Source organism: Bacillus altaicus, assembly GCF_042136375.2.
Taxonomy (GTDB): Bacteria; Bacillota; Bacilli; order Bacillales; family Bacillaceae_G; genus Bacillus_A; species Bacillus_A cereus_U.
The window spans coordinates 4,569,765-4,589,681 of the sequence record NZ_CM143394.1 but is presented as its reverse complement, the minus strand read 5'-3'; the positions used below and the strand labels follow the sequence as shown (position 1 = coordinate 4,589,681).

Below are 19,917 nucleotides of genomic sequence, written 5' to 3'. Positions count from 1 at the left end.
CTATTATGAAGAAAGAAGAGATAATGGCGAGTAGGATTACGGAGCAACTTGGGGGAGTAAAAAATATTCGTGGCATTGCTCATTGTATGACGAGGCTGAGATTAACGCTTCATGATGAAAGTAAAGTGAACATGGACCTTTTGAAAAAGGTTGAAGGTGTTATGGGGGTCATCGAAGATGAAACACTTCAAGTTGTCGTTGGTCCAGGAACGGTAAATAAAGTAGCAGCTGAAATGGAAGTTTTAACAGGGCTCAGAATTGGTGAAGTGGCAGATCATCATCTTGAAGATCTCGGCCGGGAGATAAAGTCAGGGATAAAGAAGAAAAATAATACACCAGTGAAAAACTTTTTAAGAAAAATAGGAAGTATTTTCATTCCGTTAATACCTGGTCTTGTCGCATCAGGAATTATAAACGGGGTCGCTAACTTTGCGAAAAATGCAGGTGCTGACCCGAATGCAACATGGCTGCAAATGTTACTTTTAATTGGCGGCGGTATCTTTACATTCTTAGGCATTTTAGTCGGCTGGAATACAGCGAAAGAATTTGGCGGGACACCAGTTCTTGGGGCAATTGCAGGTATTTTAATTTTCAACCCAGCGATGGCGAATGTAAAATTATTTGGTGAAGCGCTCGTACCCGGACGGGGCGGATTATTTGCAGTTATTTTTGCAGCATGGCTTATGGTTGTAGTTGAGAGACGAGTGCGAAAAGCTGTGCCAAATGCAGTTGATATTATTGTGACACCACTCATTACTGTATTAGCTGTAAGTATAGTAACGATGTTAGCGATTCAGCCAGTAGCAGGCTTCTTATCTGATGGTATTACAAGCGGTATTAATGCAATTTTAAATGTTGGCGGAGCATTTGCTGGAGCTGTGCTTGCCGGAACATTTTTACCTCTCGTAATGGTCGGATTACATCACGGTTTAACACCGATTCATATGGAATTTATTAATCAAACGCACGTAACGCCTTTATTACCAGTATTAGCAATGGCTGGCGCTGGGCAAGTAGGAGCAGCAATTGCGATTTATGTGAAAACAAAAAATAAACGCCTTCGTAATGTGATTAAAGGTGGATTACCAGTAGGATTTTTAGGAATTGGCGAACCGCTATTATACGGGGTTACATTGCCACTTGGGAAACCGTTTATTACTGCTTGTTTAGGAGCGGCTGTCGGTGGTGCATTCCAAGCTGTTATGAAAACGGCTTCACTCGGAATAGGTGTATCAGGATTATCATTAATTCCGTTAATTGCTGATAATAAATATTTATTATATTTCCTTGGATTAGTAGTTGCATATATTTTCGGATTCATCTTTACGTACTTCTTTGGCTTTAAAGAAGAAATGGCAGAAAACATATAGAGAAAGGGATTCCTTTCTCTTTTTTTATATTAATAGAAGGAGAGATTTATATGATAGGAGTTTCAATTTATCTTTCAAAAGAGCGAGTAGAGAAACAAGAAGGATGGTTAAAACTAGCGAAAGAAAACGGATTTTCATCTATTTTTACATCTCTTCACATTCCAGAAGATGATCCGAAAACGTATAAGGAGTTAATTCAAATACTTGGGAAACAAGCTCTCGAAAATGAAATGGAGTTAATGGTTGATGTCTCTCCAAAATCGTTACATCATTTAGGAATAACGTATGAAAATGTGGAAGAATTATTGGAGTGGGGCATTACTGGTTTACGAATGGATTACGGCATTATGTCAAAAGAAATTGCGAGTGTATCACATAGGATGAAGGTAGCGTTAAACGCGAGTACGATTACAGCATCATTTTGGGAAGAGTTACTTGCGGAAAACATACGAGTAGATCGTGTAGAAGCGTGGCATAATTTTTACCCGCGTCCAGAAACAGGACTAGCAAAGTCGTTTTTGCAAAAACAAAATAAGTATTTACATGAGTGCGGAATAAAAACGATGGCATTTATTCCGGGAGATGGTGAAAAACGTGGTCCGTTATATGAAGGTTTACCGACGTTAGAAAAACACCGCTATATGCGGCCGCTTGAAGCGTATTTAGAACTTATGCAAGAGTGTGACGTCGATAAAGTGCTAATTGGAGACATAAGCGCGAGTCTAGAAAGTGTACAAGAAATCGCGAGTGCGAGTAATGGGATTATTCCGGTGCGATATGAGCCGTTTACAAATGAAATGGAAGCATTGAAAGTGGTAGAGAAAGTGCATACAAATAGACTAGATCCAGCTCGTGATGTCATTCGCTCGGTAGAATCACGAGAAGAAAATAAAGTGATTTTACAGCAGATGAATACAATTTCAAGAAAGAAAGGTAGCATCACAATGGATAATGAATTGTATGGTAGATATGCTGGAGAAATGCAAATTGTTATGAATGATTTACCTGAAGATGGGAAAGTGAATGTTGTCGGAATGGTTGTGGAAGAGGACGTGCCGTTATTGCCTTATATTGGTGCTGGAAAAAAGTTTCAACTTTTTCTGTGTGATAGAGTAAAAGCTTGAATTTGCGCTATTTTATAAAAGACATTATTCGTAAAACGGATAATGTTTTTTGTTTTCTTTAAAAAAAGCATTTGACGAATGAAAAGAAATACCTTATTGTTTTGTCTTGTGAATAAATGTTCACCATAACAAAACAAAAAGGGGAGTTCAAAATGAATCAATATATTGGGAATTTAATTATTCGTATCGTGTTAGGAGTTACGTTCTTTGCACACGGTTTAGCAAAGTTTCAATCAGGTATAGATAACGTAGCAGGATGGTTTACAAGCATCGGTTTACCAGGTGGTCTTGCATATGGCGTAGCGACAGTTGAATTAGTAGGTGGTATATTATTAATTATCGGTTTAGGTGTACGATATGTAGGATTGTTATTCGCCCTTATTTTAGCTGGAGCTATCGTAAAGGTAAATGGAGCAGCAGGATTATTAGGAGATGGAAAGAATCCGGGATATGAATTAGATCTTGCATTATTATCAATGGGTGCGTATTTATTCGTTGTAAAAGCAGAAGGATATGTCGATCGTTTCTTACAAAGAGAAAGTAATGAAAACGAAGTAAATTTCACTTTTAAAGTGTTGACTTGACGACTTGTTGTAACTATAATGATTACAATAAGTCGATTAGTAATAAAATGATTCGTATATTTTTTTATTCTAGTTGTAACTAAAATAGTTACAACTAGAATAAAGCTTAAAGAATAAAGGAATATAAAAGAGTAAATAAAAAGTGGAGGAAATAACATGTCCAAATTACATTTAGAGGTTTTTACAGGATCTGAGCAAGCATTTCAAGTTACATCCACAATTGTATACGGAGAAAAAGATGCAATTCTTATCGATGCACAATTTTTATTAAGTGATGCGCACCGTTTAGCAGCTCAAATTATTGAAACAGGAAAGAATTTAACTCATATTTATGTGACTCATTTCCATCCAGATCACTATTTTGGATTAAATGTATTACATGAAGCATTTCCAGAAGCGAAGATTGTTGCATTACGGAATACTGTTGAAGATATTCGTAACACATTTGAGAAGAAAGTGGAACAGTGGAAACCATCTATTGGGCATAATGTTCCTCATCAACCAATTGTTCCAGAGGAATTAACAGAAGAGAAATTGATTTTAGAGGGAAATGATTTAATCATTAAAGGTGGTTTGCAAGGTGATACACCGAATAATAGTTATGTATGGATTCCATCATTAAAAGCCGTTGTTACAGGCGATATCGTTTATAACAATACTTTCGTATGGACGTTAGAAACAGATGCTGAAGCTCGTCATAAATGGTTAGAAACATTAAGTGAACTTGAAAATCTTCATCCTGAAATTGTTGTAGCGGGTCATCGTGATTATGACGTACCAAATACAGCAGACGCGATTAAACATACTCGTAAATATTTAGTTGCATTTGATGCAGTTCTTGCAGGAAATCCTTCAAGTGAAGAAATTCAAACGGCAATAAAGGAGCGGTTCCCGCACGTTAAAGCGTTAGAAATTGGACTTGTTTTAGCGGCAAACGCGTTTGGGGTGAAAAAATAATGAAGCAAAAAACAAATTTAGAAATTGTTCGAAGCACATATGAAGGACCATCTTCTTCAAATGCAAAACATTTAGCGGAAGCTCTCTCTGAAAAAGTAGAGTGGACAGAGGCAGCAGGTTTTCCGTACGGCGGAACGTATATAGGTACAGAAGCTATAATGGAAAATGTATTTAGTCGTTTAGGATCAGAATGGGATGATTATAAAGCGAGTGTAAATACGTACCATGAAGTAAACGGAAAAGATGTGATTATTGCTGAAGGTGTTTACTCAGGAGTTTATAAAGAGACGGGAAAATCATTTGAGGCGGAATTTGTTCATGTATGGCAGCTTGGAAATGGAAAAATCGTGAAATTTAAACAATATGTGGACAGTTACATTGTACGAGAAGCGATGAAGGCTTAAAATAAAATAAGGAAACAAATGGAATCGACTATGTGCAGGCGATTCCATTTGTTTATGTAATTATTAGGGGGAATGGGGAGTACATAATATGAAAAAATGGATAATAGGGACAATTACAATGATTGTAATTGCGGTAGGAGCTGTATTCGGTGTTACTAAATTTCTTAATTATATAGAGGAGGAGGAGAAGAGCCTTAAAGTACAAAAAGTAATGGATCAACAGGAGAAGAAAGTAAAGGAAGAGAAGCCACAAGTTAGTGAAGATGAAATTATTTCTACAATGCATAGGATGGTACATCAAAAAGTGAAATCCTCTGAGAAATGGGGATTTATCGAAATGACAACTAAGGAAATTAGTAGTGCGAAGAACGCAGTAGAAAGCAGTACTAATTTTAAATATAAATCAAAGCTACTTTCTACTTTAGAGCGCTGGGAGAAAGGGGATTTTTCACAGACGGTTGAGGAACATAACTTTTTGTGGGAAATTCAAGGTGGTGATACCGGAAAGGCAACAGAACGTTTATCGCCAGAAGAAGAAAAACAGTATGTGAAAGAAATGAAAGGTAAATAAAAACATCGCCACTCTGGTGGCGATGCTTTTTCATTAAGAATGCTTTCGTACTAAAGCTCTAGTCGTCTGAGGAGAAACAGTTTTAAAATGAGAGAATAAATAGCACCCTGTAACGACGATAATTGTCCCGAAAATTTGAATCCATGTTAGTTCTTCTCCAAGGAAAATAAATGCTAAAATAGCTGTGAAAATTGGATTGAAATTTAGAAAAATACCCGATGTAGTAGCTCCTAATTTCTGTACACCAATGTTCCAAAATACCATACAAAGGACCGTTGAAACGAGTCCTGTATATAAAAGTGATGTTATGAAGGAAGAATTGATATTGGAAACAGTGAAGTTGCCTATGTTAAATGGAAGCAATAAAATGACGCCGAAAATACCAGAATATAACGTCGCCATTAGCGGTGTAACTGTTTTTGTCGCCCATTTACTACAAACAGAATAAATACCCCAAATACATACTGCCGCCATCATCCATAAATCTCCGCTATTAAAATGTAGTGAAAATAAAAGTGCGAAATTTCCTTTTAAAAGGACGAGCATAACCCCGAAAAATGAAAGAATCATAGAAAGAATTTGAAGTGTATTTACTTTTTCTTTTAGAAATAGCACAGAAAATAATGCAATCGAAATGGCGTTCAATGTAGAAATAAGCCCTACATTTGTTGCGGATGTTTTTTCTAGTGCTAAAAATTGAAAAATGTTAAAAAGGGCAACACCTGAGATGCCCATAAGTATTAACGGAAGTATTGCTGCACGGGGCGGAATGATTTTCTTTTCTTTAAACCACACAATAGGTAATAAACAAACGATTGCAATCATCCATCTTAAACTTGTAAGTGTCAGTGGCGATGCGTGATTAACGAGCGATTTTCCAACGACGAAATTTCCTCCCCATAGTAAGCTCGTTAGTAATAGTAAAAAGACGTAAAAATAAGGCATGCTAAAAACCCCTTTGTTGAAATAAGAATGAACTGTAAATAATTTTAGCATTTTTCTTTATTATCTAATATATTCTTTTGTATAATGGGGAAAACTCGATAAAATGTTTTGTTAGAAATCTTATTTACAGAAAAATATTCAGTTTTATATTAAAGATGAAATGTTTCTTCGAATAATCATCGGTAAGAAAAAAGGGGGAATTTTGATGGAGTCATCTGTTATTAAAGTTTTGGATAGTTTGGACGTGCAAATTTTAGATATATTGCAGAAGGAGTCACAAGTAAGTAATGCAGAGCTGGCACGCCGCGTTAATTTATCGCCAGCTGCGATGCACGCCCGTATAAAAAGGCTGGAAGGAGAAGGGTTTATTGATAAGCAAGTAGCAATTTTAAATCAAGAAAAGCTCGGTTTTGATTTGCTATGCTTTATTTTTATGAGTACAAATATTCATCAATCAGATAAGCTTGAAGTGTTAGAGCAAGAATTAGAATCGATGCCGGAAGTGTTAGAGTGTCATTGTTTAACAGGGGAGTATGATTATTTATTAAAAGTTGCTAATCGTGATCGTAAGGAACTAGAGCTTTTTATTAGAAAACTAAACAAATTAGGGATTACACGTATACAGACGAGTTTAGCACTTCGTGAAATTAAATATTCGACTGTATTGCCGATACGAAATGAGGAACCGAGCATCGATTAAGTTGCTTGGTTTTTTGTTTATATAAAATTCAGAAAAGTGATTGACAGAGAGAAAAGAGAGATGTATTATTATATGAAATTATGAATTAAAATTCATCTAATGTTATAAATATTAACACTGGGGGCAAGGGGATATAATATGAAAATCTTTAATGCGGCTACAAGTGATGTGAAAGAAATTTATAATCTCATTGAAATGTATGCAAAAGAAGGAGTTGTTTTGCCGCGTGCTCTTTTGTCTCTCTATCAATATTTACAATGTTTATATGTTATGAAAGAAGGAGAGGAAGTCGTTGGAGTTGCTGGTTTACATGTGTTAGGAGAGGATCTTGCAGAAGTACGATCGTTAGTAGTTTCGCATACATATGCAGGAAAAGGGATAGGGCGTAAGTTAGTGAATCATGTAATGAATGAGGCGGCAAAGATAAAAGTGAACAGGGTAATTTCTTTAACATATGAAACGGAATTTTTTCAAAAGTGCGGGTTTGATTTTGTGAATAGAGAAGCATTACCAGAAAAAGTGTGGATTGATTGTAGACATTGTCCAAAAGTTGATTATTGTGATGAGGTGGCGATGATACGGTATGTTGGGTGAAATTTTTAGAGAGAAAAAAGGCCCACTATTATTTAAGAAATAGTGGGTATCTATATTTTAGTCAGAAATGAGATGTTGTTAAGAATTTGAATTCGTTTGTCTTACTGCAAAATTATAAAGCGGATCTCTAAGCTCAAAGTTATACGTAGAACCATCGACAAGTCCTACAACTTTATCGTTATCATAAAGGTCAAGCATAAATTGTGCCATTTGTTTTGCAGTATGAAATTTCGGTACAACACCATCATATTGGAACTCATCAATATTAAATGAACGTTTTGCAAATTCTGTTTCAGTTGCAGCAGGAGCTAAAACTTTTGCTTGTAGTTTTGCACCTTGTTCTTTCAGTTCGTGAGATAGTCCTTCTGTAAATGCACTTACATAAAATTTCGTAGCACAGTACGTAACAGCATTGGCAACAATCGTGTATCCACCGCCTGATGAAACGTTAATAAGCTGTGTTCCTTCAGTCATTGAATAATCTCGAACGAAAAGGGAAGATAGTATTGTTAGTGCTTCTATATTTACATGCAACATCGTTTCTATCTTGTTTAAATTTTGTTCAGCAATTGAGGCGAAATTACCAAAACCTGCGTTGTTAATCCACGTTTCAATTTGAAAACTTTGTAGACTTTCATAAAATTTATAAACTTCTTCAGTGACGGATAAATCAGTTCTTCGAATGACAACATCCAATTCCGGATGCATTTCGTTAATTTTTAATTTTAATCCTTCTAATTCTGCTTGTCTTCGAGCTAAAAGTATTAAGTTTTTTCCGCGAGATGCAAAGGCTAAAGCGGATTCATAGCCAATTCCGGAACTTGCACCAGTAATAACAGTATATTGCATATAAAAGCCTCCTAAATTCAAATTAATTTATTATGGTTAGATTGTATTTGTTAGAGTATACTCTAAGTCAAATGTTTTTTATAAAGCAGTTAAATATATGATGGTAAATGGCATGTGGAGGGAGTATGAGTATGTACACAATTAGCCAGGTAGCTAAATTATTAGGAGTGAGCACACATACATTACGTTATTATGAAAAAGAGAACATATTAATTGCAAATCGCGATATAAATGGAAATCGACTGTATGAAGAATCGCATATAAAGTGGTTGCAGTTTGTAATGAAATTAAAACAAACGCAAATGCCGATAGCGAAAATAAGAGAATATGCTAGATTATATACAGAAGGGGAACATACAACCGAAGCTCGTTTACAACTTTTAGAAAATCATAAAAAATCTATTCAAACTCAAAGAGAAAACTTAGTAATTACAGAGAAAATGCTTGAAAATAAAATTATTGCATACAAAGACTCGTTGGAAAGTAAATAGCGTACAAAATATTTCGTTCTTTGTTGCATGTTGAAAAGGGAGTACAGGTCTTTGTTTTGGAATTTATCTATGAGTATTTTATTATAATGTGCCGATAAATTAAAAAAGAGCAGTTAGCTAAAAGCAACTGCTCGATTCAAGGGATCTCCAAGGGGGGAATGGAGAAAATATTATGTTACTACCATTATTGACAGATTATTAAGAAATATGCATATGAATTTAAGAAATTTAAAATATTTTTTGGTTAATAGAATCTGGGTGTTGACACTTTATCAATTGGTCATGTAGAATGTTTGTGAATGACATTCAGTCATTTTTCTGTGAAAGGGTGTAGATAAGCAACTTTTATATGTAGTTAGCTTAATAACGGAACAAATATAAGGATAAATGAGGATGATATTGGTTTTTTAAATAGTAGTTAGCGTGAGATTATATTTTTTTGATTAAAAATGACTGACGGTCAGTCAGTAAATAATAGAAGGTGAGAGATATGAAAAATAAAGCTTGGTTATATGTCATATTAACATGTATTTTTGAAGTCTTTTGGGTGTTTGGTTTTAACACAGCTCATACTTGGTGGCATTGGGTCATTATTGTAGGAGTTATCGCTGTTGATTTTTACTTCCTATCGAAAGCGTGCGAACATCTTGCAACAGGGACTGTATATGCTGTGTTTGCCGGAGCTGGTACGGTAGGTACTTTCCTAATGGATGTATTCCTTTTCGGTGGCAGTTTCAGTGTAGGAAAACTATTCTTTATCGTGATGGTCGTAGCGGGCGTTATCGGTTTAAAATTGGCTGGTAATAAAGAAGAAACTGTGGAAGAAACTATGGAAGGAGCTGCTTAAAAATGGGTTGGATTTTCGTATTTTGTGCTGCAATTAGTGAAATAGTCGGTGTGATAGGCCTTAAAATGTATAGTAAAGATAAGACGTTAGCAAATGGAGCGATTTATATAGGTGGATTTGCAACTTCCTTCGCATTTTTATACACATCTTTCTTGTTCTTACAAGTAAGTGTGGCTTATGCGGTTTGGATTGGCATTGGAACAGCAGGCGCAGTTTTATTAAATATGTTTCTGTTTGGTGAATCGAAAAGTAAGGCACGTTTGATTAGCGTAGCTCTTATCGTATGTGGAGTTACGGGATTAAAGGCTCTTTCATAAGAAAATGATATTAAAGTTGAATCTCCTAACGATTTGTTGGGAGATTTTTATTATGAAAAGTGCACTATAATTGACAGTACAGCTAGTTATTTTATAAAATGAGTGACAGTCATTCAATACGCGTGTGAAAGGGTTTAGATGATGAATAAAAAAGAAAAAATTGTCTATGCAGCTATTGAAGTATTTCAGGAAAAGGGCGTTGAAAAAACGAAGATTTCTGATATCGTGAAATTGGCTGGCATTGCGCAAGGAACGTTCTATTTATATTTTCCTTCTAAGTTATCTGTTATGCCTGCAATAGCTGAAGTGATGGTTGAGAAGATGATACTTGCAGTGAAAGAAAAAGTACAGAACGATGCACCTTTTTCAAGTAAGGTTGAGCAGGTAATAGATGCAGTGTTTAACTTTATAGCTGAATATCGTGAAATACAAGCTTTAATGTATGCGGGTCTTGCATCTACTGAACATATAAAAGAATGGGAAGCTGTGTATGAGCCTCTTTATATGTGGCTAAGTGAATTTTTAAGTAAGGCGAAAGAAGCTGGTGAAATTCGTGATTCGGTTCATGCAGAGAGAACAGCGAAGTTATTTATCGCTCTTGTTGAATCAGCGGCTGAACAAGTTTATTTATATGATCATAAAGATGATGAGCAGGTTGAGCTACAAAAGGCAGAAGTACTAGGTTTCTTAACACATGCACTACATATAAAGAAATAGTAAGATGAACCTGTCTGAAAAGGTAGGTTCATTTCTGCGGGAAACTGAATGATAGTCATTCACCCTGTATTTATGTATGTGTGGAAGGATAGAGTGAAATTCTAATGAGTGGGGGCATCTTCACTCATTATTAGCCCACAAATAGCAGGATAAAGAAAAAGTTTCTTGGGCATTATTTTTGAGAGGAACTTACGGGAAGAGATGTTAAAAATTGAAGAAACCGATAAAAGAACAAAAGATGGTATTGATCATTCTTTTGAGTAATATATTTATCGCTTTTTTAGGGATTGGATTAATCATTCCGGTTATGCCATCCTTTATGAATGATATGAATTTAACAGGAAAGACGATGGGCTATCTCGTTGCAGTATTTGCAATGGCTCAGCTTATTACTTCACCTATTACGGGTCGTTGGGTCGATCTTTACGGTAGGAAGAAAATGATTATCATTGGATTATTTGTTTTTGGTGTTTCAGAACTTATTTTTGGATTAGGTACAGATGTGTGGATGCTTTATGCAGCGAGGGTGTTAGGCGGAATTAGTGCCGCGTTTATTATGCCCGGGGTTACAGCATATGTTGCGGATATTACATCCATGCAGGAACGTCCAAAAGCGATGGGATATCTTTCAGCGGCTATTAGTACCGGATTTATTATAGGGCCTGGAATCGGCGGGTTTATTGCAGAATACGGAATACGTGTGCCGTTCTTTGTGGCAGCAGTGATTGCCTTTGTAGCATGTGTAATTTCCATCTTTATTTTGAAAGAGCCGTTAACGAAAGAAGAGCTTGCAGAGATTTCTGCTAATACGAAAGAATCAAGTTTTATCGGGGATTTAAAGAAATCTTTAAATCCAATGTATGCAATCGCATTTATTATTGTATTTGTACTCGCATTTGGATTATCAGCATATGAAACTGTGTTTAGCCTGTTCTCTGATCATAAATTTGGTTTTACACCGAAAGATATTGCTGCAATTATTACGATTAGCTCAATCTTTGGGGTAGTTGTGCAAGTATTTATGTTTGGAAAATTGGTAGACATGTTCGGTGAGAAAGTATTAATTCAAATATGTTTAATTGTAGGAGCTGTGTTAGCGTTTGTTTCAACTATCGTCTTTAATTATTGGAGCGTGCTCCTTGTTACTTGTTTTATTTTCCTAGCATTTGACTTACTTCGTCCAGCTTTAACGACATTTTTATCAAAAGCAGCTGGAAAAGAGCAAGGGTTCGTTGCTGGTATGAACTCAACTTATACAAGTTTAGGAAATATCGCAGGACCAGCGCTGGGCGGGATATTATTTGATATAAATATTCATTATCCATATGCTTTCTCAGGAGTTGTTTTAATAGTTGGTCTCGGCATTACATTTATGTGGAGAGAGAAACAGCTGGCTGAAAGTTTTGCGAAGTAATGCAGTGAATAACGAAAAGCCCCTTACTATTGTTATGGTAAGGGGCTTTTCGTTTATAAGCTCAATCCAAACCGCTTTAATTCAATAAATATCCCCTCTAATTGCTTTCCTTTATCCGTTAAAGTGTACTCTACACGAGGCGGAACTTCTGGATATACTTTTCTCGTTATAATCCCTTGTGCTTCTAATTCTTTTAGTCGAAGCGACAATGTTTTCGGACTAATCCCGTCCATTGATTTTTGTAAATCACTAAATCGTAACGTTCCTTCGATAAGAAGGTCTCGAATAATTAAAAATGTCCATTTTGTACTAATTACGTCAAGAGTTTTAGCGATAGGACAAGGTATGCCAGGTAAACCTTTCGTTAATACAACTGGATCTATGTTGTTCATGGAACTAGCCTCCATAAAATTTTTTGAATGAATTTGCTTTATCGTATCACAAAACTATCCTTTCGGTAACTATATGAAAAAAATATCACTACTTCCATAAAGGAAGTTAGTACATATACAATAGCAATACGAAATACAAAGAGTTTGTATGAGGAGGTGGTGATTTCCATGGTTATAAAAAAGTTGTTTGCGTTACTTAGTTTTTTTGTCATTTGTATTGTGCTTGTAGCGTGTAGTGGGGAGGGAAAAACTGAAATCCAATTATTGAAGGAAATGCCGAAGCCAAAAACAATGACAATCGATCCTTCACTAAGCAAAAAAGAAGCGACAGAAATGGTTCATGCAACTCAGCGTTTTTATGCATTTTGGGATACAGGTAGGGAGGAACTTATTCCGCAAACGGTTACTGAAAATTTTTCCGATAATACACTGCCGAAAGGTCGACCACAAGGCACTGAAGGATTAAAGCTTGCAGCGCAAAACTTTCGTAAAGTAGTTCCAGACATACATTGTGAAGTTGAAGATTTATTAGTGGTTAGTGATAAAGTAACAGCTCGTCTTTCTTTTACAGGAACTCATAATGGTAAAAACATTCGTTTTTTTGCAATTGATATTTTGCATGTGAAAGACGGAAAGATAACGGAAGATTGGCATTTAGAAGATAATCTTACGCTGAAACAGCAACTTGGATTAATAGCTGAAGAGTAAAATAAGGGAGAGAAAAGTTATGAAAAATATATTCATTATAAATGGGCATGAAAAATATGGTTCAAAGGAAGGTCGATTAAATAAAACGCTAGCTGATTGCATGATAAGTTTACTAAGTGAAAATCATCATGTGAAAACAACAACGATTCAAGATGGATACAGTATTAAGGAAGAGCAAGAAAAGTTTTTATGGGCGGATGTTGTTATTTATCAAACACCAATTTACTGGTTTAGTGTACCGGGATTATTTAAAACTTATATGGATGAAGTATATGAATACGGTTTGTTCTTTGAAGGTGCAGATGAATATGGAACAGGTGGTTTATTAAAAGAGAAGCATTATATGTTCTCTACAACTTGGAATGCACCTGAAAAAGCATTTGGAGATAAGACGAAGTTCTTTGAAGGAGAAAGTTTAGAGTCAGCGCTTAGTCATTTACATCGTGTGCAGAAGTTTATTGGTATGAGTCCGTTAAAGAGCTTTGCGTGTTATGATGTGGTGAAAAATCCGGATATTGAGAAGTTTTTGATGGACTTGAAGAATCATTTGGCTGAAGTAATTTAATAATAGTTTGCATCTTTGTGCGTAAAAAGGTTCATCTTTAAAAATGTAAAAGAAGGTACTACTAAGAGTGTAGTACCTTCTCTTGCATTCATAAAAATTGCTTAGTTTTTCTTAGCTTAAAGTCTTCATAAGCGGAATTTAACCTTTTATGAAATACGTTGAAAATCTTTACTCATACAGGACTGTTTTAGTTTTTTTGATTTTATCAAATATTTAATATCAGAGGTGTTATCATATGAAAGCTGAATATGATAATAGTTAATATACTCAAATAATGCAAAAACATAAACGAATAGGGCGAATGATAGCCCGCCCAAAGGTAATTGGGGATACCAAATTAAAAAATCAATAGTAAACATAATAAGTCCTGTGATAATCAATCCTATATTTATCTTTTTTAGCATTTTTAAATATTGAATAATCCTAATAGGTGTAACAGATGTTTTCTCTTTTTTTAGTCTTTTCCACTTTACGTACCAGTAAACAGTTCCTTGTAGTAAGAGAAACTCTAAAAGAAGAAATGAGACCCAAAAAGAGTATAGGGAATATAAATGTAATGTAGGATAAACATAATTAATTACATAACTTGTAAAAATAAAAGTAATGACTGAAAATAACTCACCTGTGTATAGATAGGAAAGCCTTTTTTCTAGGTTGCTTTTCATGGTTTTTCTTTTTAAAAAGGATCAACTTCAGCTAAATTAGGATTGGCATTCGGGCTTGTTAATAAATTCTTCAGTTCACCTACTTCAGAGAGAGCGACGAGAATATAACCACTAATGAGGACGATGAGTCCGATGACTCGTAATGTTTGCAATTTAATGTCACGGCTATTTTCTTCTGAGTTGTTTTGGGGCGTTGCAGGCGGATTGTTGTTCATAATAGAGCTCCTATCTTTTTTATTTATATGTGCGAAATCATTATTAACTTATGGATAGGCATTTCTCATATAGTCATTTTCACTATATGAGAAATGCCTACGAAAAGTGATTAGAAATTTTAGGACGAGAAAAGAGGCTGTTATGTACAGCCTCTTTTTCGTTAAAATGAAGAAATCCTCTTCTTCGTTTTCGGTACGATAACAAATTTAACCCAGAGCATCCCAATGACTGCAATGATCAAACTATGTAGTAATTGTCCTGTAGCAACGAGTATAACACTTGAAAATACAATGAGTTGAATACTTAGTAATGTGAGAATTAAGCTGAGAAATTGATTCATTCTTTCTTCAGTAGCAATTGGATATAATGCCACAATAATATTTCCCGAAAAATATTTCCACAGCGAACGAAGCTGCATAGAGATCATGTATAGGACGATGTAAGCGATAGCACCTTTTACATATAGATTCGGTACGAAATATACGATAAAGGAACCGATTAACCCCAAGCGAATATATATACCAAAATAATCATTCCCACGTAAAAACGATAGTGTATGTAAATAGAAGAAAGTAGCTTGTTTTTTATGTAGTAAAGGTTCGATCCAATTTGTAAGCCATTTTCTGCCGTTTACTTGTTTTTTTAGCTGGGGAACATCAGTGAAGATGCTAGCGAATTGATAAAATCGTATGTCCATTTTTTCTTCTTGTTCGATTATGTATTCCCACGGTATTCGTTTTATTGGTTGTTTCTTCGTATATAGAAGTAGGAAAGCGAGAAGTAAGAGTAATCCGCCTAATACAATCACATTTGCAGTATAAAATAGCATGTAAATGATAAGGGCGTTACAAGCAACACGAATGATAAGCCATATGCTTTTTTCATAACTATCACGCCACATCCAGTGTATGTACATGTTCCAAGCTTTCGTAATCATTAAAACGATAAAGATTGTACATAAAAAAGGTACGGTTAATTGTAATGATTGCATGGCAAGCGGTACGATAATAAGGAACATAAATACAAGCGGGAAAAGTTGAATGATGTAATTATATAGAAGAGATTTTTTAAAATAAGATGTTAATTTCTCTTCTAGCGCTAGTAAATAGACAGCGTCAGGTTTTTGAATAAATGTGCGAATTGGGCATCTCGTTATAATGAGTGTAAGTACGATTGTGATGAGTAATAAAGATATTCCTTTAGAAGGATCCGTTTTAAGAAACTTGGCGTAATAATATGCACCTACACATGAGACGAAGATGAAACTATATAGCAAACCGTTAATCATACGTGCAAAGTATGTGATGGCATTTTGAATATGTTGTTGAAAGCGAGAGCTCCATAGTGATTCGATTGACATGTTTTTCACCTCTTTTTTCTATTATATATGTTTTATTAAGCAAAAAACGAGCAAATTGCGTTATGCAACTTGCTCGTTTTTCTTTTCGTTATTTTTTTTCTGATCACGATTCATTAATGGATAGAAGGCAAAGCCAATTACGAATAAACCAATCCCGAGAAGGAATGTTTTTATATCGGATGCGCCTGTTTTAATAACCCATAGTGCATAGCAAAGTGCGATCGCTGCGACTATGCCATCTGTAATTCTTGCCCGCATTTCATTTTTGTATGTTTCACCAGTTGCGACTAGCTTTAACTGGAAGATTGGTGAAACGAGATATGGAATGAGGTAGGCTAAAGTTGATACTGTAATAACGAATGTATAAGCTTCCGCAATTGTTCCTGATAATGTTGAGAATAAGAACACTTGCGACATAATGTTTGTTAATCGTAGTGAATGAATTGGACTTCCTTTTTTATTCGTTTTTGCGAAGAAGGAAGGGAAGAAACCTTCTTTTGCTGCTTGATAAGGTACTTCTGAGCTTAATAAAATCCAGCCTAATATGGAACCGAATAGGGAAGTAAGAGCAAGTAATGCCATAAGTTTCCCGCCGCCGTGACCCATTGCAGCGTTTAATGCATCTGCTAATGGACGTTCAGAAGCTTGTAATTTATCAACGTGAAGTACACCCATTGTTAAAATTGTAATTCCTAAATAAATTGCAACTGTTATTAGTAAACCGGCAACTGTTGCACGTTTTACCGTTTTGGGAGAAGTAGCTCGGTTTGATAAAAGAACGGCTGATTCAATTCCGATAAATGCCCAAAGTGTTGTAAGAGCAGCTAAATTTACTTGTGAAAGGAGACCGTGTGATACGCCTTCTTTATCGATCATCGGTGTGTACCATTGTCCAAATTTAGAAGCTTCGAACGCAAATAACGTAACAATGATGAATAGAAGGAATCCAGTTACTTTCGTTGTTGTTGCTAAGAAGTTTAGTTTCCCAGCTCCGCTTACACCGTTTGTTAAAATTAAATGAGTGCCCCATAGTAAAATAGAACAAATAGTAAATGTAAGTAGTTTTCCAACTTCTATATTGAAAGAGCCGATTGAAAACAATAGTCGTGTATCTTTCATAATCGGGAAGAAGAGCGATAAATATCCCGCGAAAGATGTAATGATGGCAACGTTACTTGCCCAGTTTGCAACCCAATATCCCCATACTATGCTGAAACCAGCCATTTTCTTTCTTTTTGGTGTTGAGAATAAAGCATATGCATGACTTTGTGGTCCTGTCGTTAAATCAGGACGACGAATTGCTAAATTACCGAAAACAAGAGCTAGCATTAAAACACCAAACCCTGTTGTTAACCAAGCTAAAGTGACACCGAGAGGGCTAGCTGTTTGTGCCAACGTACTTGGCACCATGAAAATACCAGCGCCAACCATGTTGCCGACAACGAAAGCTGTTAGTACCCAAAAGCCCCATTTTTTTTGTTGCATAGAAAATACCTCCAAAGTTAGTATAACCAAGTCAAGCGAGGAGATATGTATGTCTTCCTGGTAAGGAAGAGAAGTTCCAAACAAAACAAAAAAAGCACGTAATTTGCCGCTACATGCTTTCTATCTTATAAGAAACCCACGACATACCTCTCGATAGCTCTCCACAAACGAAACGTTTGTGACAGTTCTGCACTTATTAAATGCAGACCCAGCAAGCGCGCATGGTGGGCACGTCTTACTTCGGCAACCATTCCTTTCTCATTCCTTCATCAATGCCACTACATCTCCTGAAATGATACTTTTAATGATTGCAACCTCTACCTCACCGAGATACGAATGAGGATTTAAATATTAAATTAACGTACTTAAGAGTAACAAATGTATTTTTATACGTCAATGGATATAGTAATAATCAGATTATAGGGAAGAGTTCGTTATTGGTGATGGATACGGTTTTGAACTAAAAAGAAGCTGATCTAAAATTAGATCAGCTTCTACATATAAGATTAAACTAAGTTTAATACAGTTACTTTTTCACGTGTCATAGACTCAAGGCTCTTATGAATACCTTGTGCGCCCATACCTGAACCTTTTACACCGATGAATGGGAAGTGGTCAGGGCCGCGCTCTGTGCGTCCGTTAATTTGAACAGAACCAGTGTCGATTTTGTTAGCAATTGCAAACGCTTTGTTAATGTCTTTCGTGAAGACACTTGCTTGCAGACCGAAGTCTGATTTGTTAGCAATTTCAATCGCTTGTTCGTCAGAAGAAACACGGATGATTGGAAGGATTGGGCCGAATGGCTCTTCCCAAGCAACTTTCATTTCTTCTGTTACGTGGTCGATTAATGTTGGATAAATTAAGTTGCGCTCACGTTTGTTACCGATAACGATTGTTGCACCTTTTTCTACAGCGTCATCAACTAAACCTTGAACGAAGTCAGCAGATTTGTCGTCGATTAATGGGACGATTGTGCTGTCTTGTTCTGGAGATCCAACTGATAATTTAGCTACTTGCTCTTTTAATAAGCCAACAAGCTCGTCTGCTACATTTTCGTGTACAAGTACACGTTTAATAGCTGTACAACGTTGACCAGAGTAAGAGAATGCACCGCTTACGATATGGTTTGCAGCATCTTGTAAGTCAGCATCTTCACGAACGATACCAGGGTCTTTACCACCAAGTTCTAATACAAGTGGAATCATTGCAGCTTTTTTCGCTAAATGTTTACCTGTGTTTGTACCACCTGTGAACGATACCATATTGATACCAGGATGTTCTACTAAGTAGTCACCAATTACAGAACCGCGTCCTGTAGCTACGTTTACAAGACCTTTTGGAAGGCCAGCTTTATGAAGTGCTTCAACCATTTTAACACCGCTAATTGCACCTTGAGTTGCTGGTTTGAAGATAACAGCGTTACCCATAATAAGTGCTGGTGCAAGTTTTGCAGCAGATAAGTTTACTGGGTAGTTAAATGGTGCGATTGCTAATACAACACCAAGTGGTGCGCGTTGGATAATCGCAAGTTTAGATTTCGTTCCGCCAGGGAAGCTATCGCCCATCATGCTTTCTCCGTGCATATGAAGAGCTTCTTCAATAGTGTAACGAATGAAGTCAGCTGTACGAACAACTTCTTTTTTCGCATCTTTATATCCTTTACCGACTTCTTTCATAATGATATCGGCAATTTCATCTTGCATATTTACGAGCTCATCAGCCCATTTATATAAATATTTTGCGCGATCTTGTAGAGAAGCTTCAGCCCATGATTTTTGAGCTTCTTTTGCAGATGCAATTGCTTCATCCACTTCTCCTTGAGTAATTGCTTGTACTTGCCCAATTACTTCGTGTAAGTATGGAGATGGAATGTCGATTGTTTGACCAGAAGAGCTTTCTCTCCATTCTCCGTTTAAATAAAATTTGTACGTATTGCTAGTTGTCATGATTAGTCCTCCTAAAATAGCAACTTGTAAGAGTGAGTATAAGGTGATTGTAGGTGGTTTGATAATATTTTTCAAATGAAATGTTTGTGAAAACGGTTTCTTATTATTTTTTTATTTTGTATGCCCTTTCTTACAGAAGATTCTCTTATTTTAAACTGAATTATAAGTAGAATGCATCACCTTCATTTTTTGTGATAAAAGATTATTTTATTCTAAAGCGAAAAAAATAATTGACAGAATACTCAATAAAGTTGTAAGATTATAAATGGAAAATAAATGAAGGGGGTGTGCGTAATGATTGTAATCGTAAATGTAATGGGCTTAGCTCTGTTAAATGGCGGAAAACATTCATATCATTACGCAACCCGTGCGGATATATAGGACCTTTTTGTCTTATGAGAAGCGTACGTTGCGTATATCGTAACGTACGCTTTTATGCATTCTATTGCATATCGTCAAGCGGCGGTATGCTTTTTTTTGTTTATCCCGCTATTTGCGGGCAGTAAGACTCCCACCTCAAAATTCAGCTGGAGCAAAGAAGTTGGGACGGGAGTCGGGCTGCCCGTAAACGCCCGATTGGTGTGGGCTAATAATCAGTGGGGAATGAACAAAACCCCCACTGATTAAAGTTTCACTTTATTTTCCTCGTTACTATAAAAAATCAGAGTTTGGAAGGTGGAAAAATGTGATGAAATT

23 protein-coding genes and 1 riboswitch are annotated in these 19,917 nt (G+C 35.9%); of the genes, 15 read left to right on the top strand and 8 right to left on the bottom strand.

Annotated elements, in window-relative coordinates; all coding sequences use genetic code 11:
• Nucleotides 1-5: 5 nt before the first annotated feature.
• From ACE38F_RS23725 to ACE38F_RS23700, 6 genes are all read left to right on the top strand, one after another.
• On the top strand, nt 6-1,370 hold the full coding sequence (locus ACE38F_RS23725; protein WP_375371136.1) for a PTS transporter subunit EIIC: 1,365 nt from the start codon (nt 6-8) through the stop codon (nt 1,368-1,370).
• 50 nt (nt 1,371-1,420) lie between these two features.
• Nucleotides 1,421-2,494 (top strand): DUF871 domain-containing protein, encoded by a 1,074-nt coding sequence (locus ACE38F_RS23720; protein ID WP_375371137.1) that lies wholly within the window; start codon nt 1,421-1,423, stop codon nt 2,492-2,494.
• Nucleotides 2,495-2,646: 152 nt separating this feature from the next.
• Nucleotides 2,647-3,078, top strand: a complete 432-nt coding sequence (locus ACE38F_RS23715; RefSeq protein WP_375371138.1) for a DoxX family protein — start codon at nt 2,647-2,649, stop codon at nt 3,076-3,078.
• Nucleotides 3,079-3,234: 156 nt separating this feature from the next.
• Nucleotides 3,235-4,035 carry an MBL fold metallo-hydrolase gene (locus ACE38F_RS23710; RefSeq protein ID WP_375371140.1) on the top strand — a complete coding sequence of 267 codons (801 nt, stop codon included), beginning with the start codon at nt 3,235-3,237 and terminating at the stop codon, nt 4,033-4,035.
• A complete protein-coding gene (locus ACE38F_RS23705; protein ID WP_375371141.1) occupies nt 4,035-4,439 on the top strand; it encodes a nuclear transport factor 2 family protein in 405 nt (134 codons plus the stop codon). Before ACE38F_RS23710 ends, ACE38F_RS23705 begins: the two co-directional genes overlap by 1 nt.
• An 88-nt stretch (nt 4,440-4,527) precedes the next feature.
• Entirely contained in the window at nt 4,528-5,010 is a 483-nt protein-coding gene (locus tag ACE38F_RS23700) for a PRK06770 family protein (RefSeq protein ID WP_375371142.1), read from the top strand.
• A gap of 33 nt (nt 5,011-5,043) precedes the next feature.
• Here ACE38F_RS23700 and ACE38F_RS23695 read toward each other — a convergent pair whose 3' ends face one another.
• A complete protein-coding gene (locus ACE38F_RS23695; protein WP_375371143.1) occupies nt 5,044-5,955 on the bottom strand; it encodes a DMT family transporter in 912 nt (303 codons plus the stop codon).
• A 205-nt stretch (nt 5,956-6,160) separates the two neighbouring features.
• Between ACE38F_RS23695 and ACE38F_RS23690 the strand changes: the two genes are divergently transcribed.
• Together ACE38F_RS23690 and ACE38F_RS23685 are read left to right on the top strand one after the other, a co-directional pair.
• Nucleotides 6,161-6,655, top strand: coding sequence for an Lrp/AsnC family transcriptional regulator (locus ACE38F_RS23690; RefSeq protein WP_375371144.1), 495 nt, complete (start codon nt 6,161-6,163; stop codon nt 6,653-6,655).
• Between the two features lie 138 nt (nt 6,656-6,793).
• On the top strand, nt 6,794-7,249 hold the full coding sequence (locus ACE38F_RS23685; protein ID WP_375371145.1) for an N-acetyltransferase: 456 nt from the start codon (nt 6,794-6,796) through the stop codon (nt 7,247-7,249).
• A gap of 78 nt (nt 7,250-7,327) precedes the next feature.
• Here ACE38F_RS23685 and ACE38F_RS23680 read toward each other — a convergent pair whose 3' ends face one another.
• On the bottom strand, nt 7,328-8,098 hold the full coding sequence (locus ACE38F_RS23680) for an SDR family NAD(P)-dependent oxidoreductase (protein WP_375371146.1): 771 nt from the start codon (nt 8,096-8,098) through the stop codon (nt 7,328-7,330).
• A gap of 131 nt (nt 8,099-8,229) precedes the next feature.
• Between ACE38F_RS23680 and ACE38F_RS23675 the strand changes: the two genes are divergently transcribed.
• The 5 genes from ACE38F_RS23675 to ACE38F_RS23655 all read left to right on the top strand — a co-directional run bounded on the left by ACE38F_RS23675 (nt 8,230) and on the right by ACE38F_RS23655 (nt 11,884).
• Nucleotides 8,230-8,589: a MerR family transcriptional regulator gene (locus tag ACE38F_RS23675; RefSeq protein WP_002159148.1), complete on the top strand. Its 360-nt coding sequence runs from the start codon at nt 8,230-8,232 to the stop codon at nt 8,587-8,589.
• A gap of 490 nt (nt 8,590-9,079) precedes the next feature.
• Entirely contained in the window at nt 9,080-9,436 is a 357-nt protein-coding gene (locus ACE38F_RS23670; protein WP_375371147.1) for a DMT family transporter, read from the top strand.
• Nucleotides 9,437-9,438: 2 nt separating this feature from the next.
• Nucleotides 9,439-9,753: a DMT family transporter gene (locus tag ACE38F_RS23665; RefSeq protein WP_000539702.1), complete on the top strand. Its 315-nt coding sequence runs from the start codon at nt 9,439-9,441 to the stop codon at nt 9,751-9,753.
• 138 nt (nt 9,754-9,891) lie between these two features.
• Nucleotides 9,892-10,470 carry a TetR family transcriptional regulator gene (locus ACE38F_RS23660; RefSeq protein ID WP_215555353.1) on the top strand — a complete coding sequence of 193 codons (579 nt, stop codon included), beginning with the start codon at nt 9,892-9,894 and terminating at the stop codon, nt 10,468-10,470.
• A gap of 211 nt (nt 10,471-10,681) precedes the next feature.
• On the top strand, nt 10,682-11,884 hold the full coding sequence (locus tag ACE38F_RS23655; RefSeq protein WP_375371148.1) for an MFS transporter: 1,203 nt from the start codon (nt 10,682-10,684) through the stop codon (nt 11,882-11,884).
• A gap of 53 nt (nt 11,885-11,937) precedes the next feature.
• On the opposite strand, the gene ACE38F_RS23650 is transcribed toward ACE38F_RS23655, so the two are convergent.
• Entirely contained in the window at nt 11,938-12,276 is a 339-nt protein-coding gene (locus ACE38F_RS23650) for a winged helix-turn-helix transcriptional regulator (protein WP_001059473.1), read from the bottom strand.
• Nucleotides 12,277-12,444: 168 nt separating this feature from the next.
• Between ACE38F_RS23650 and ACE38F_RS23645 the strand changes: the two genes are divergently transcribed.
• Together ACE38F_RS23645 and ACE38F_RS23640 are read left to right on the top strand one after the other, a co-directional pair.
• Complete coding sequence (locus tag ACE38F_RS23645) at nt 12,445-12,984, top strand: ester cyclase (RefSeq protein ID WP_375371149.1); 540 nt, start codon at nt 12,445-12,447, stop codon at nt 12,982-12,984.
• A gap of 19 nt (nt 12,985-13,003) precedes the next feature.
• Nucleotides 13,004-13,549 (top strand): NAD(P)H-dependent oxidoreductase, encoded by a 546-nt coding sequence (locus ACE38F_RS23640; RefSeq protein WP_341307594.1) that lies wholly within the window; start codon nt 13,004-13,006, stop codon nt 13,547-13,549.
• Nucleotides 13,550-13,695: 146 nt separating this feature from the next.
• Here the strand turns inward: ACE38F_RS23640 and ACE38F_RS23635 are convergent, their stop codons facing one another.
• The 5 genes from ACE38F_RS23635 to gapN form a co-directional block, all read right to left on the bottom strand.
• Entirely contained in the window at nt 13,696-14,214 is a 519-nt protein-coding gene (locus tag ACE38F_RS23635; RefSeq protein WP_375371150.1) for a general stress protein, read from the bottom strand.
• 11 nt (nt 14,215-14,225) lie between these two features.
• A complete protein-coding gene (locus ACE38F_RS23630; protein WP_375371151.1) occupies nt 14,226-14,429 on the bottom strand; it encodes a hypothetical protein in 204 nt (67 codons plus the stop codon).
• Nucleotides 14,430-14,590: 161 nt separating this feature from the next.
• Nucleotides 14,591-15,790, bottom strand: a complete 1,200-nt coding sequence (locus ACE38F_RS23625) for an ABC transporter permease (RefSeq protein ID WP_002159139.1) — start codon at nt 15,788-15,790, stop codon at nt 14,591-14,593.
• A 60-nt stretch (nt 15,791-15,850) separates the two neighbouring features.
• Nucleotides 15,851-17,275, bottom strand: a complete 1,425-nt coding sequence (locus tag ACE38F_RS23620; RefSeq protein ID WP_375371152.1) for an amino acid permease — start codon at nt 17,273-17,275, stop codon at nt 15,851-15,853.
• A 146-nt stretch (nt 17,276-17,421) separates the two neighbouring features.
• A riboswitch (Lysine riboswitch) is annotated at nt 17,422-17,603 on the bottom strand.
• Nucleotides 17,604-17,781: 178 nt separating this feature from the next.
• Nucleotides 17,782-19,221, bottom strand: a complete 1,440-nt coding sequence (gapN, locus tag ACE38F_RS23615; RefSeq protein WP_341307587.1) for an NADP-dependent glyceraldehyde-3-phosphate dehydrogenase — start codon at nt 19,219-19,221, stop codon at nt 17,782-17,784.
• Nucleotides 19,222-19,917: the final 696 nt, after the last annotated feature.